The sequence below is a fragment of the Serratia fonticola genome, from assembly GCF_001006005.1.
GTDB lineage: Bacteria > Pseudomonadota > Gammaproteobacteria > Enterobacterales > Enterobacteriaceae > Chania > Chania fonticola.
Window position 1 is genome coordinate 43,942 of the sequence record NZ_CP011254.1, and the last position, 15,061, is coordinate 59,002.

7 protein-coding genes and 1 pseudogene are annotated in these 15,061 nt (G+C 48.2%); all 8 read right to left on the minus strand.

Annotated features, from left to right (window positions below; translation table 11 throughout):
- Positions 1-238: 238 nt before the first annotated feature.
- Positions 239-451, minus strand: a pseudogene (locus WN53_RS28860) (IS256 family transposase); the annotation flags it as partial.
- Between the two features lie 69 nt (positions 452-520).
- On the minus strand, positions 521-1,171 hold the full coding sequence (locus WN53_RS00205; protein WP_024486404.1) for a response regulator: 651 nt from the start codon (positions 1,169-1,171) through the stop codon (positions 521-523).
- A 350-nt stretch (positions 1,172-1,521) separates the two neighbouring features.
- On the minus strand, positions 1,522-3,141 hold the full coding sequence (locus WN53_RS00210; protein ID WP_024486405.1) for a TolC family protein: 1,620 nt from the start codon (positions 3,139-3,141) through the stop codon (positions 1,522-1,524).
- A gap of 6 nt (positions 3,142-3,147) precedes the next feature.
- The gene (locus WN53_RS00215; RefSeq protein WP_024486406.1) at positions 3,148-4,401 is read right to left on the minus strand and encodes an HlyD family type I secretion periplasmic adaptor subunit; all 1,254 of its coding nucleotides are present in this window, start codon (positions 4,399-4,401) and stop codon (positions 3,148-3,150) included.
- A gap of 35 nt (positions 4,402-4,436) precedes the next feature.
- Positions 4,437-6,662 carry a type I secretion system permease/ATPase gene (locus WN53_RS00220; protein WP_024486407.1) on the minus strand — a complete coding sequence of 742 codons (2,226 nt, stop codon included), beginning with the start codon at positions 6,660-6,662 and terminating at the stop codon, positions 4,437-4,439.
- Between the two features lie 686 nt (positions 6,663-7,348).
- Positions 7,349-7,897, minus strand: coding sequence for a LuxR C-terminal-related transcriptional regulator (locus WN53_RS00225; RefSeq protein WP_024486408.1), 549 nt, complete (start codon positions 7,895-7,897; stop codon positions 7,349-7,351).
- A 263-nt stretch (positions 7,898-8,160) separates the two neighbouring features.
- Complete coding sequence (locus WN53_RS00230; RefSeq protein ID WP_024486409.1) at positions 8,161-8,667, minus strand: hypothetical protein; 507 nt, start codon at positions 8,665-8,667, stop codon at positions 8,161-8,163.
- Positions 8,668-8,776: 109 nt separating this feature from the next.
- On the minus strand, positions 8,777-14,746 hold the full coding sequence (locus WN53_RS00235; protein ID WP_046807979.1) for an Ig-like domain-containing protein: 5,970 nt from the start codon (positions 14,744-14,746) through the stop codon (positions 8,777-8,779).
- Between the last annotated feature and the right edge of the window lie 315 nt (positions 14,747-15,061).

Below are 15,061 nucleotides of genomic sequence, written 5' to 3' on the forward strand. Positions count from 1 at the left end.
ATGCAGTAATTTTCTGGAAAGTGGAGAATGAGGGTATCGGTTTGGTGCTTCCTACTCTCCCCATGGTGCAGTCTCATGAGCGGACCATATGAACAAGAAGCTGCTCCAAACGGTTAGTATGCTGATAATTTAGAGAGTATTCACAACTCAGCGTCACGTAAAAAGCACTAAAGCGTTATCACTTTATCACCAACTGACGTTCAAAAGAGCCACTTGGGTCGCGAGGCGTCGCCAGTTAAAAAACGCCAGTGGGCGTTTTTACCGTCTCTTTGGTTGACCCATTTTTACGGTTGGCATCAATCTCCTGAGCCAGATGAGAGTCAAGCTCAGCAGCCCAAAGCTGCCTTTGTTAACTGTTTGATCAACAGAGTTAAGATGTCATCTTTAGCTGTCAAGACTTGGCCATCCGTGGTGCTTTTAGGGCCATATCGAAATCGAAGAGTTGGGACATGTGTCTTTCCTTGCCATCAGTATGTTACTGAAATAACACAGGCACCTTAACAATTTAGCAACATCCTAATTAGCCTACACTGGTTAAACCCGTTTCAAAAGCAAAGCGAAACAGATCAGCATCCCTCGAGATCTGAAGTTTCCGCATAGCACTGGTTTTCTGCGAACTGATCGTTTGTTTTGTTCGCTTTAACTGGCTAGCAATATCGTTTACAGACATCCCAGAGACATACAGCCTGATAACCTCAGCCTCTCGCCTTGTTAGTTTATAGTTAGTCGTACGCGAAACCATATTCCCCCCCAAGCCTTGTGCAACTGACTTGAAATGAGGTGAGATATAGGTTGCCCCCGCATAGACAGCATGTATGGCAGAGATAACATGGCCAATATCTTCAACCTTATTCAACACTGAACCCACCCCCAACTTGAGTATTTCGGCCACAATTGCCGGGTTATCTATAATAGTAAAGACAATAATTTTTAACTCTGGGTAGTTGCGCCTTAAGAAAGAAAGCATGGCCATGCCATCTCCAGCCGTACCCCCTGGCATTACATAGTCTGTTATAAGAACATCACAGTCAGTCCGATTTAATACATCAAGGATCCCTGTTGAGTTAATCGCCTTCCCGACAATACTTAGCGTACGGATTGCCGATAACTCATATGAGATACCAGAGAGTATCGCCGGGTGATCGTCAGCAATAACAATATTAATATTCATAATTCATAATTCATAATTCATCCAATCAGTAATAATTATATCCTTAGCACTCCATTAAAAAGTACTATCGCATCGTTCTATACCCGCCGTCTTTTAATCTGCAGCGTTGTTAACAGTATTTAATCACATAACTGCAATTTGAAACCCATAGGATATATATGCCAAATGTTGCTATGGCAGGTAGAGAGAAAAGAGTCCCCCGAAGAGCCGGTTCCACTCATCAATTCAAGTAGGATAAAACACACAACGTAACCTCAAAAGTGACAGAAATAATTTCCGTCGACTTTAAAATGCTCGCGTTGACGACTTTCCCACAAACTGCCAGACGTTCAGTGGAGATCCTGCGCAACTTACCGCTCAAAGTTATTCATATCATCAAGTAACCAGCGGCTTAACATCCCCGTACTTCCATAGGCTTTTAATACGGCAAGATAACTGTCAAAACGGTATGAAACTTCGTTGACACGATTATTGTTGTAATCACTTTCAGCAATCAGAACATCAAGCAGTGTCCGACGGCCAAGATGGTACCACTGGTCAAAAAATGCAGCCTTAACCTTTGCTGTTTCCTCAATCAAATTGACATAGAGATTTGCCCTTGTCAGCAAGGTATTAGCATCCTGAACTGCGGCACGTGCTTCAAACTCCAGATCCATTTGTTGTTTTTCTTTCACCTCGAGTTCAGCTTCAGCTCTCAGCAGTGCAGCCTCTCTGGCCGCAGTGGCAGAACCGCCACGGAAGACAGGCCAACTGACAGTTACCATGGTCTGCCAAGGATCTTCACGGCCAAAATCATCCTTACCTGTTGATTTCGTCACTACCCAATTTATTTGTGGTTTTTCTGCAGCACGCAGCGATTCAGCCTGAAGCTTAGACGCTTTTGCTTCTGCTTCTGCCTGCAATAAAGCGGGATGATTCTGAGCAACTGACAGCAGTTGGTTCAGCTCGATATCCGGCAGCGTAAAATTAATATTCTGGGGGATTTTGACATTATTTTTGCCAATCAGCCTACGCAGTTTTATTTCAGCATCCCTCTCCCGGGCTTGCCATGCATCTCGACCGGATTCTGCTTCCAATAATCTGGCACGCGCCTGCACCAACTCACTAGCACGTCCACTGTCCGCCGCCACTATATCCCCCAACATATCGACTAATTGTTTCATCCGTTCAGCATATTGTTGGTTGATAGCCGTTGCCCGGCTCGCCTTCTCTTTCTCCAAAATAGTAATGGCGACGTCCTGCGCCAACGTTTCTACAGTAACCATATACTTTTGAGTTGCTGCTACGCCAAGCTCTTTTCGGCTATCGATCAATTTATCAGTGCGTCCCCAATCGTAGACAGTCGTCGTCATATTCACATTAACTGACTGAGCTGCAGGATTAGTACTGCGGCCTAACGATCTTGAACGAGAATTGGCACTGACGTCAATTTGTGGCCAGCGTTGTCCTTCGGCTTCACGCACATCAGCATTTGCGGCACCAAGCTCTGCACTGTTTTGTTTCAGCGAAGGGCTATGTGCTATAGCCTGTTTTAAAGCACCAGCCAGAATAGTTTTAAAAGCACTACTGCTCATCTCACCACGCTCACGGTCTTGACGAGATACCTGCTTTTGACGTGATACATAGGCTGCGGCTTTGGAGGATGCAGCGGTCTTAATCTCTTCTTTATCTACTGCCTTTTTACTTGGAGATAAATTCTGTGCCTGCTCGGCTATTAGCCGATACTCCCCAAAAGTACCGCGAATCTCGGTATCTTTTGTTTTTTCTGAAGCTGAAGACAAACTCCATGATGAAGTCTTACCGTGGCGAGGCTCATCCTCCGCTGCAATAAGGACGATATCCTGCGTATTAGCCTGAGCAAGCAGAGTAAATGAAGATGCTATACTCGCACACAGTAAAACACGCATTGACGCATTCAACATTAAAGCACGAGGCTTTAACAAATTATTTTTAATTTTAGTTAATTTCATAATGTATTATCTCTCGCGAAATGCTTCTCTAGCTTTAAATACTGGCTTTAACAAATAATCCAAGATTGTCTTGGTTCCTGTACGGATTTCTACAGTGGCGGTCATGCCAGGAATAATCGGTAGTTTCTTACCAGAAGATTCAAGCCAACTGGTATCAGTGAGTATTTGAACCCGATAATAAATGGCATCTGGACGACCGGCTGCTAATTTTTTTTCATCTTGTAATGTATCAGGGCTTATGTGCACCACGGTTCCTTTCAGGCCGCCGTAAATACCATAGTCATAAGCGGAAACTTTAACGGTTGCCGGAAGCCCTGGGCGAAGGAAAGCCACGTCCTGCGGTTTAATCTGCCCTTCTACAATCAGTTGATCTTCCAGCGGAACAATTTCCATAATGTCCCCCCCCGGCTGGATAACACCACCAATCGTGCTGATGGTAACGTTTTTCACCGTCCCGTAAACAGGGGCATAAATAGTGGTTCGGGTAAGAACATCTTTGCGACCTACCTGCCCTTCTATCAACTGTGCAACTTCAAGTTCGGCTTTGGTCAATTCTGCATTCGCCTCACCCTGGTAGCGATTACGACGCTCGACGATCTGAATATCCAAGTCATTAGCCTGCCGCCTCATACGCAGAAGCTCTACTTCCGAGATCAAACCACGCGCAGCTAATGGCGCAGTCATGGAGATCTCTTTCAAAATAAGATCGCGACTGCGTTGCAATGCATTCAAACTGTCCTCAAGAGATTTTTTCCGTGACTCATAAGCTTTTGTTTCCTGTTCCATCATCAAAGGATACTTTTGTAATTCCTCTGGGTATTTCAGCGGCTTTTGATAAGCCTCAGCTTCCAACCGCGCCATCATGGCTTTTAACCCCATCAGCTTGGCATTCATTTCCTGGTAAGTAGAGCTTGCTCGGGTTGGATCTATTTTTAGCAAAGGCTGCCCTTTCTCAACAATATCCCCTTCGCGTACCAACATCTCTTCAATTATCCCACCTTCTAGGCTTTCTATAACTTGTTCACGGCTTTTTGAAATAATCTTCCCCTCACCTTGGGTAATTTCTTCAACTTCCGCATAATGGGCCCAAGTGATCCCTGTAGCCATAATGATACAAATAATATATAAAACAGCACGGGAGCCTGGTGCAGACTGAATAAGCAATGACTCACGTAAATCACTCATAAATGCTGCATCACCTGCTTGCAAAGGGGCAGGTTTTGGAGCACGCTTAAAGCGGCTCCGTAGTTTATTAAACATGTCTCTATTCCTTTATGTGTTTCAAAGTGAATAATTTATTTCGTTTTAGCAGAAGTTTTATCCACTGATTCACGATCGCCCGTTGCGGTCAAAGCAGCGATAATTTCATTTTTTGGCCCGTCAGCTACGATACGCCCTTCATCGACAATCAAAATCCTGTCAACCAGATTGAGTAATGAAGTCCGGTGAGTCACTAATACCAGCGTCTGGCCTTGTGTCGCGTTATTCAGTCGCGCCATAAAAACGGCTTCAGTTTGCGTATCCATAGCACTTGTAGGTTCATCCAATAACAGCATTTGTGGACGGGCCAACAGACTACGTGCCAAAGAAACTAATTGACGTTGTCCTCCAGACAGCCCTTCTCCCATTTCGCCGATAGGCAGGTTGATCCCCATAGGGTGCTTCTGCGCAATCTGATCCAATCCTGTCAGTTGCAAAACTCGCAAAAGCTCATCGGTGGAGGCTTCTGGACGACCAATCATGATATTTTCGCGCAGCGTACCGTAAAACAAGCGCGCCTCCTGGCCAACATATCCTACGGTTCCCCGCCAGTCTGCCGGGTCAATCTGTGCAACATCGATCCCCCCAATCATCATCTGCCCAGCAGTTGGTTGATAAAGGCGGGCGATCAGACGCAGTAAAGTCGATTTACCACTGCCTATTTTCCCCAGTATCGCTACCCGCTCGTTAGGTTCGATTGAAACATTTATCCCTTCTAGTACTGGTTGATTAGGTTTATCTGGCGGTGCAGGGTAAGCAAACTTGATCCCTTTAAGTTCCAATCGCCCCTGTAGTGAAGGCAATGGCAAATACTTTTTATCAATCTCGCGATCAAGTGGCATATCCATAAGGCGGTTCAAAGAAGCCATCGCCGCTTTGGCTTGCTGGAAACGCACTGCTAACCCAGCGACCTGTGTCAGCGGTGCCGTTGCACGCCCGGCCAACATCACCGTCCCGATCAAAGCCCCTTGAGAAAGAGAGCCATCACCAATCAAATAAACGCCAACTACCACAATAATGACTGTCTGCAACTGTTGCAGGAACGTCACCAGATTCAATGCCGTACTGGTAAGCTGGCGTGACTTCATAGAGGTACTGGCAGCGGCCGCACTGAACGCTTCCCAGCGACGTGTCATATGCCCTTCTCCACTAACGGCTTTGAGTGTTTCCATCCCCTCTATGGATTCCAGCAATACTCCTTGTTTGAGTGACGACTCACGCAGGTTTTCACGCATGGTTCGAGCCAATGGCCACTGAATAAGCACGCTTATGATGATGATGCAAGGTATCATCATGAGTGGGATCCACCCCAGTGGACCACCAATAACAAAGATCACACCGACAAACAGCAGAACAAACGGTAAATCTGATATAGCAGCCAAGGTAGCCGAGGTAAAAAAGTCTCGTACCGATTCAAATTCTCGCAATTGGTTGGCAAAAGCCCCGGCAGAAGGGGGTTTGTGCTCCATTCGCACACCCAATGCCTGGCGGAACAACCGAGATCCTAAAACCAGGTCGGCTTTTTTAGCCGCCATATCCAATAAACCTGCTCGGATAAAGCGAGTGACGGCTTCAAAACACATGGCAATAGCCACGCCGATAGCCAAGGACCAAAGCGTGACATAAGCCTGATTTGGTACCACGCGATCATAGACATTCATCGTAAAAAATATGCTGGCTAGCGCCAGAATGTTGACGACGACGGCGGCAAGCGCTGCACTGCGATAATAGCTGCGATAACGCCATAATGTGCTGAACAGCCAATGCCCAGCGGAATGCGGTGTTTCTTCACCGGCACGGGAATCGACCTGTGCGCTAGGTTTGACCAGAATGGCATGTTCTGCATACCAGGTTGAGAGTTCCTGCTGGTCTATCTCTACCGGTGAATCAACTCCGATTTCGGGAAAAATTATCTGAAAACGAAGCTTACCTTCTTCATCACGACGAGAAGCAAGCAGAATTGCCGCTCCACGATCTTTACGTAACAATATGATAGGCATCAGATGCGAAGAGAATTCGTGTGCCCGCCGACGAACTGTTCCCGCAGTCAGGCCCGCATTATTCAACGCACTAAGAGCCTGTGATGGAGTCAGTTGATTTCCTTTAGGTAACCCTGCGCAGAGGCTTTCAGCGCTACGGGATGAACCCTGGTATTCACACATCCACAACGTGCATTCAAGCAGCGTATCTACGACCCGTTCAGGGGGCGGAAGCGTAAGTGAATCATCGTTCTGTTTCAGGCGTTCTTTTTCTGAATGCATGTTAGTAATCCTGTGATAACTCAATCGGCACGGACTTTTGCAGCGATTTATTCAATGGCAGCAATGTCTGTAAAATGTGAGAGAGGAAATCAGGAAAATTAATCTCGTCCTCACATTTGCTATGAGGCATACTTTAAATACTCACGGCTTTTGTGTCTGTCAGGCGTGTTCGAATTTAAATGAAATAGAGTAGGACCAGTACTAAATGAATCCTCTTACCTTTTTCAGCAATTCAGGATGGGATAGGCTGTTTTGAGCCTTGATATTAACCCTACACAGCCCAATGTTAATGGCTTGAGAGATTTACCGTTTCATTTAATTACTTCATACCAGTATGAAAAAAGACATGTTAGCGTCTTAAAACTACGACCTCAGGAGCGTGCAAAAATGAATTAAAACACCAACAGTCAAGATACTACTAGGCTCAAAAAACTTGAAACTGCAACCGCATTGGCCATAGTTTCAAGTGATATACTAGTAATTAATGAAGATGTGTAACATCATCATGAGTAATTTAAAAATGACACACGCAGAGAAATTCATTATTTTATAGAGTCCACAGATTGCTGGGTACAACCTTCAGTCTTTTACTAAAATGATATCGGAAATTGAAAATTCATTGAACACCCAAGTACTCAAGCCTATGACCTTAAATTTATTGGCTATAAATATAATACGTTAAAAACTCATAAAATATCGAAAATATCTTTATTTATGTTATTATAAAATAAATTTATATCATCTACCCCAACCTTAAACAAAGCTCTTCTTTTATGATGGGATATGGTTTTTTCTGAACGTTTTACTTTTCTTGCAAAATTAACATTAGACTCTCCATCGAGCAATTTTGTAATGACTTTAACTTCCATTTTAGATAATAGTTCCCTCCTACTTCCACTTTCATCTCTCTTGCGAAACATTACATTAAAATCCATTGTTTTTTCTATTTTTTTTCCATTAAATCCGAATTTTGAACAAAGTTTTCCCACTTTATTATTCTTTGAAAAAAACATTACATCATTGTTTATGTTTTCAAAAAACAATAATGCTTTAAAATTTGACAACATATCGTCAAAGCAAACAAAAAACAAATCGGAACCTCGATAGTCATTTGTTTTGCAGAAAGAATTCAATGACAATTTAGACATTGAGTGATTAGGTAAACCACTTAAAAATTCAGTCAAACCCAAATAAAAGTAACTATTATCTGTTACGACAAAACACTCCCTCTCCATACTCTCTCCATGAAATTAATTTTCAAACCATATACCCCCTCTATTCCTTATTACGGAAAATATGGACATCTGTTGTATTTCAACAGATAAGGGTAGTATTTTACACAACTAATAGTGAATGCTTAGCCGCTATGAGTTGGCTGCGGCGTCAAACGTCACATTAGTTTTTTTCTCACCCAATACTCAATGGTAGGAACGTATAAATCGGTCAGCGACCGATTTACCCCCCCCCTCTCTCTGTAACTCAAGCCATTAAATATCTATCATTTACAAGCTAAAACAACGGTTCGTGAAACTGCATGTTTTTGTTCACGGGTATACGTTAACTCTCGCTCAGCTTCGGCCCGCGTAACAGAGACAGGCGCTGACTCTCCACTATCGGAGACTTTTATAAAGTAAGTTTTCCCAGCTTCCAGCTTAACTCGATAAAGCTCTTCAGTTTTACCGCGGTATAATGGCGCATCATTTTGGTATGCGCCCAATGTATTCTCACCCGGGGCAAGGCAGAATGTGGAAAAGCCACCTGGTAATAATGAAGTATGATAATGCCCATTAATATATACATTGGCACCCGGTAACTTCTGCTCCCCGGAGCCGACTCGATAATAAACGACGCGAGCTCTATCTGGCAGGCTTACTGGTAACGCGTGATACTGTTCACCGAAGACCATTAGTTTAGGCATCTGCTGTAGTGTCTGACCAAAAACCTTTGGGACCAGCAGCAGTGATAATAAAACCGTCAAAACGACTTTGATGTTCTTACAATACATTTTTAAAAACTCCTTGATGTGTCTAGCTATGCTTACAAACTTTGCAAGGTGTATAAGCAATTAATTAGTCATATTGAAAGGGGCTGACGTGCAGCCCCATAAAGTATCTTTAAGAAAACTGAACGGTAACTCCTTGTTGTACCAGGAGTTCTGCTTCCAGCCCAGTGTGGTGGTAAACATCGTAAGAGATACCCGCCGAGATCACTTCCCCGAGGTTTTCCCAATCCCCCACATCCATGCCGTTAGGCAGCAGATCGCTCAGCATTACCACATCACCCGCATCACCCTTAACAGCCAGCTGTACGCTTTCATCGTTGATAAATGCGCCACGGAAGCCCTGATCCAGCACGTCGCCCAGAGAGATCTTCAGCGTGTTATTGCCAGAACCCGTGATGTCGATAACTTCCACAGAACTCAAACGCCCAGCCCAGGCAGACAAATCCAACACCTGATCCGCCCCGGTTAATTTCAGTGTATCAATGCCGCCGTTACCTTCGATCAGCTTGACGTTGTTGAGTACATTGACATCGTCTACCGTGAAGATGTTATCGCGGTTATTTCCGTAGACTTCGGACACATCCCCCGTTACTCCCATATTCACACCGGGAGCTGCACCGCTAGTATTAACAAAACCCGACACGTTACCGGACAGATCGACCAAAGCTACGCTGGCTGTACCCACTGCCCCGACTTCCAGCACCATTGACCCGGCGGCAATATCCTGTGCAGTGAGGGTATGCTCAAAACGCTGGGCCCCCCCATCGGCAATCACGGTAATACGCTCACCAACCGCAACGTTGGTTGGGTCAAACTCAACCAGCAGATTAGTCCCGTCAAGACTGACTGCAACAGGTGCTCGCGGCGCAGAGGTGTCAAGAGCAACAAACTGCGACATCACGTGGCCAGCATTACCTGACTGATCCATCACGCGGGTCTGGATCGTCCAGTTAGCAGCATGCTCGTTCAAGTCCTGAGCTGCCCATTGCGCCCCTTCTACCAAGGCATCAAACCAGGTGCGGCCGCCGTCAGTAGAGACCTGCAAAGTTTGCCCTGCGACCAGTTCTGCACTCAACGTACCGTGCATCAGACGCCCGGCATCGCCGTTGTCGGTAACAAAGTCATTGCCGTCAAAACCGGAGTCCTTGCCCATCTGCGAGAGGCGGGCAACCTGAGTCGGACCATTGCCGGTATAAACGATCAGTTCAAACGGATCGGAAGCCGTACTACTGTTGCCTACGACATTCACAACAACTGCGGTGAAACTGTATTCGCCATCCTGCAGATCGCTTCCTGGAGTAACACTCCAGAGTCCCTGATCGTTCGCTTGAGTACGACCAATTTCGACACCTCGGTCATAAATAATCACCGTGACATCAGGCTCGCTGCGGCCTGAAATTACAGGGCGACGATCATCGGTTACATCACCGGAGGTTAGCTCCCCCGTCACTGGACCGACATTGTCCATCACGGATTCAATAACCGGTGTTTCCGGCTGTTGAACGACAATCGTGATTGACCATGCATCCGAGGCGTCAGACTGGTTACCCACCGCGTCGGTCGCGCGGGTGGTAAAGCTGTGCTCACCTTCCGCCAGTTCACTGTCCGGCGTGAACTCCCAGTTGCCATCAGGACCCGCAGTGACTTCACCGATTTTCTGGCCGTGATCGTAAATCTCAACCTTCGCGCCCGCTTCAGCCTGACCTTTCAGAACCGGCCTGGTGTCATCGGTCACATCACCTGGTTGCAGTTCCCCGGTTTTGTCGCCCACGTTGTCATAGATGCTACCAATGGTCGGTGCATCCGGAGGCGTGGTGTCCACAATCACTACCCACGGGTCGGACGGTTTCGACTGGTTACCCGCCGGGTCTGCGATGATCACCGCGATCTCGTGCTCACCTTCGCTCAGTTCGGTATCCGGCGTAAACTCCCACTCGCCATCTTTATTAACGGTGGTTTCACCGATCTTGTTGCCGTTATCGAGCACAATAATGGTGTCACCCGGCTCACCCTTGCCGCTCAGGGTCGGTGTGGTGTCATCAGTGCTCCCGCCGCTGAGGATCGGCCCCTGTATTGGCCCCTGGTCATCGTAGATTTCGCTGATACCCGGACCATTGCCGTCAATACCTGGCTGGTCTGGTGGAGTAATGTCGATCACCAGTTCCCACGGTTGGGACAGCTCGGAAACGTTGCCTGCCGCGTCGGTCGCACGGGTAGTAAAGCTGTGATCCCCTTCCGCCAGTTCACTGCCCGGCGTGAATTCCCAGTCACCCTCAGCATTGGCTGTGGTTTCACCGATTTTCTGGCCGTGGTCGTAGATCTCAATCTTCGCGCCCGCCTCTGCCTGGCCTTTCAGAGTCGGTGTGGTGTCGTCAGTCACGTCACCCGGTTGCAGTTCCCCGGTTTTGTCGCCCACGTTGTCATAGATGCTGCCAATGGTCGGCGCATCCGGTGGCGTGGTGTCCACAATCACTACCCACGGATCGGACGGCTTCGACTGGTTACCCGCCGGGTCTGCGATGATCACCGCGATCTCGTGCTCACCTTCGCTCAGTTCGGTATCCGGCGTAAATTCCCACTCGCCATCTTTATTAACGGTGGTTTCACCGATCTTGTTGCCGTTATCGAGCACAATAATGGTGTCACCCGGCTCACCCTTGCCGCTCAGGGTCGGTTTGGTGTCATCAGTGCTCCCGCCGCTGAGGATCGGCCCCTGTATTGTCCCCTGGTCGTCGTAGATTTCGCTGATACCTGGGCCATTGCCGTCTGTACCCGGCTGGTCCGGTGGCGTAATGTCGATCACCAGTTCCCACGGTTGGGACAGCTCGGAAGCGTTACCTGCCGCGTCGGTCGCACGTACGGTAAAGCTGTGCTCCCCTTCCGCCAGTTCACTGTCCGGCGTGAATGCCCAGTTGCCATCAGGGCCCGTGGTGACTTCACCGATTTTCTGGCCGCGGTCGTAGATCTCAACCTTCGCGCCCGCTTCAGCCTGGCCTTTCAGGGTCGGTGTGGTGTCGTCAGTCACGTCACCCGGTTGCAGTTCCCCGGTTTTGTCGCCCACGTTGTCATAGATGCTGCCAATGGTCGGCGCATCCGGTGGCGTGGTGTCCACAATCACTACCCACGGATCGGACGGCTTCGACTGGTTACCCGCCGGGTCTGCGATGATCACTGCGATCTCGTGCTCACCTTCGCTCAGTTCGGTATCCGGCGTAAATTCCCACTCGCCATCTTTATTAACGGTGGTTTCACCGATCTTGTTGCCGTTATCGAGCACAATAATGGTGTCACCCGGCTCACCCTTGCCGCTCAGGGTCGGTTTGGTGTCATCAGTGCTCCCGCCGCTGAGGATCGGCCCCTGTATTGTCCCCTGGTCGTCGTAGATTTCGCTGATACCTGGGCCATTGCCGTCTGTACCCGGCTGGTCCGGTGGCGTAATGTCGATCACCAGTTCCCACGGGTGGGACAGCTCGGAAGCGTTACCTGCCGCGTCGGTCGCACGTACGGTAAAGCTGTGCTCCCCTTCCGCCAGTTCACTGTCCGGCGTGAATGCCCAGTTGCCATCAGGGCCCGTGGTGACTTCACCGATTTTCTGGCCGCGGTCGTAGATCTCAACCTTCGCGCCCGCTTCAGCCTGGCCTTTCAGAGTCGGTGTGGTGTCGTCAGTCACGTCACCCGGTTGCAGTTCCCCGGTTTTGTCGCCCACGTTGTCATAGATGCTGCCAATGGTCGGCGCATCCGGTGGCGTGGTGTCCACAATCACTACCCACGGATCGGACGGCTTCGACTGGTTACCCGCCGGGTCTGCGATGATCACCGCGATCTCGTGCTCACCTTCGCTCAGTTCGGTATCCGGCGTAAATTCCCACTCGCCATCTTTATTAACGGTGGTTTCACCGATCTTGTTGCCGTTATCGAGCACAATAATGGTGTCACCCGGCTCACCCTTGCCGCTCAGGGTCGGTTTGGTGTCATCTGTGCTCCCGCCGCTGAGGATCGGCCCCTGTATTGTCCCCTGGTCGTCGTAGATTTCGCTGATACCTGGGCCATTGCCGTCTGTACCCGGCTGGTCCGGTGGCGTAATGTCAATCTCCAGTTCCCACGGTTGGGACAGCTCGGAAGCGTTACCTGCCGCGTCGGTCGCACGTACGGTAAAGCTGTGCTCCCCTTCCGCCAGTTCACTGTCCGGCGTGAATGCCCAGTTGCCATCAGGGCCCGCGGTGACTTCACCGATTTTCTGGCCGCGGTCGTAGATCTCAACCTTCGCGCCCGCTTCAGCCTGGCCTTTCAAGGTCGGTGTGGTGTCGTCAGTCACGTCACCCGGTTGTAGTTCCCCGGTTTGGCTGCCCACGTTGTCATAGATGCTGCCAATGGTCGGTGCATCTGGCGGTGTGGTATCCACAATCACTAACCATGGAGAACTGGCTTCACTATAGTTGCCTGCCTGGTTTAGCGTTACAAAGGTCAGGTCATGCTTGCCATCAACCAGCGGAGGATTAGGGATGAAACTCCAATCTCCAGACTCATTCACTTGTACTCGACCGATTTCCTGGCCATTGTCGTAAATAATCACCGTAGAGTCCGGTTCAGCTGTACCGGAAATGATCGGAGTAGCATCGTCAGTTACATCACCTGATGCGAGACTATGCACGATATCGCCATAATCGTCGTAGACCGAGTCGACAATAGGTGCATCAGGCTGACCGAGTACGATATTGATGCTCCAAGGTAGCGATACCTCAGAGACGTTACCTGTAAGATCGGTTGCCGTTACGGTAAGTGTGTGTGAACCAATATCCATAGGCTCTGCCGGCACGAAACTCCAGTTCCCTACCCCATCAGTTTCGACCACACCAATCTTGTTACCATTGTCGTAAATGATGACTTTGCTGCCTGCTTCTGCGCGCCCCTTTAGCGTTGGTGTATTATCATCCGTGGCGGCACCATTGAGCACCGGTCCGGTTACTGCACCAACATTATCAACAACCTCGATAATCTGAGGTTGAGCCGGTGGCAGAGTATCGATGGTGAAAATGAACTTGGCGGAAGACAGGCCGGTGTTACCGGAATAATCGATACCCACAGCCCTGAATTCGTACTGGCCATCCAGGAGTGGTGAGAATGGTGTAAATTCCCAAAGACCAGACGATGACGAATAGACCGCACCAACCAGTGCATTACCGCTGTAAATGGCGATCAAACAGTTGGGTTCACCTTTCCCCGTCAGGGTCGGCGTATTATCGTTGGTATAGCCGTTTTTGCTGATCGCTACATGAGTGCCAGTGTTATCGGCAGCCACGCTGGAAATTTCAGAACGTAAAGGAGCCACCGTATCGATGAACAACATGCTGTTAGCGGAGTATTGATTGGTTGCGGGATCACAGACAGAGAAAATATGCCCGCCTTCTTGCAACGGTACGGAAGGGATAAACGACCAGTTACCGTTCATATCAACATCAGTAAAACCAATCAGCTCACCGTCTTGGCGTACTTCCAATTGCGCACCAGGTTGCCCCATACCTTCGAACTTTGGCGTTTTATCGTCGATAGTGATGTTAGTATCGTTACCAGCAAAAGCTCCCTGCTTGCCGCCAACCTGATCATAGATCGTGGTGATTGAGGGCTTTGCAACGAGTGCCATATCTTCCAGTTGGTTTGCAGTAGACTGTGGCAACGTATCGGCAACGGTTGCACCGTTCATTAGCTCAGGAGAAACATTGCTGGTCGGGTTCAACGATTCAGCCAGTGTTTCGAGCGTTTGCAAGCTGGCTGCACGCTGGATCACCTTCAGAGGAACCGCTTCTGCCTGTTCCTGTTGTGTGCCAAGATAAACGCTAGTTAGGGCTACCGGCCCTTGAGCTGGCATGTTTTCACTGGAAATATGCTGGCGATATTCGCCATTATTAGTCAAGCTGAAAACTTTGCCGTTGGTCAGGCCAAAGTCCTTGATGACAACGGTAGAAGGTGCCTGTGAATCGGCATAAAACTTCAGATGCAGATCGTTATCAACACGTTCCGCTGCAACGTTTTCGTTAATATCAACGCCGGATTGCTCAGTAATAATATAACGAGCACCATCCATAGACTGGATAGGAAAATATAAAGCATCAGCTTCACTTATAGGATGGAAAAATAAAGTATCTTCATCAGTTAAAAAAGAAAAATTCATTGCATCATTGTCCGTATAGATAAGTCTATTTAAAGGTAACGCAAGCCCACCTTCATATGGTGAAACTTGTTTTAGTGAAATTTAAAACTAATCATCTGTAAATCTTTGCATTACTTTAAATCCCAACGGCTTATCTGTCTGTCATGCACGTTCGAATTTAAATGGTAGAGAGTAGGACCCGTACTAAATTTGTTTCATTGCCCCTATAACCACGTATCTTCGAGATAT

Coding starts and splice junctions, on each gene's coding strand:
- WN53_RS00205 (WP_024486404.1), bottom strand. CDS start 1,171: ATGAATATTAATATTGTTATTGCTGACGATCACCCGGCGATACTCTCT.
- WN53_RS00210 (WP_024486405.1), bottom strand. CDS start 3,141: ATGAAATTAACTAAAATTAAAAATAATTTGTTAAAGCCTCGTGCTTTA.
- WN53_RS00215 (WP_024486406.1), bottom strand. CDS start 4,401: ATGTTTAATAAACTACGGAGCCGCTTTAAGCGTGCTCCAAAACCTGCC.
- WN53_RS00220 (WP_024486407.1), bottom strand. CDS start 6,662: ATGCATTCAGAAAAAGAACGCCTGAAACAGAACGATGATTCACTTACG.
- WN53_RS00225 (WP_024486408.1), bottom strand. CDS start 7,897: ATGGAGAGGGAGTGTTTTGTCGTAACAGATAATAGTTACTTTTATTTG.
- WN53_RS00230 (WP_024486409.1), bottom strand. CDS start 8,667: ATGTATTGTAAGAACATCAAAGTCGTTTTGACGGTTTTATTATCACTG.
- WN53_RS00235 (WP_046807979.1), bottom strand. CDS start 14,746: ATGGATGGTGCTCGTTATATTATTACTGAGCAATCCGGCGTTGATATT.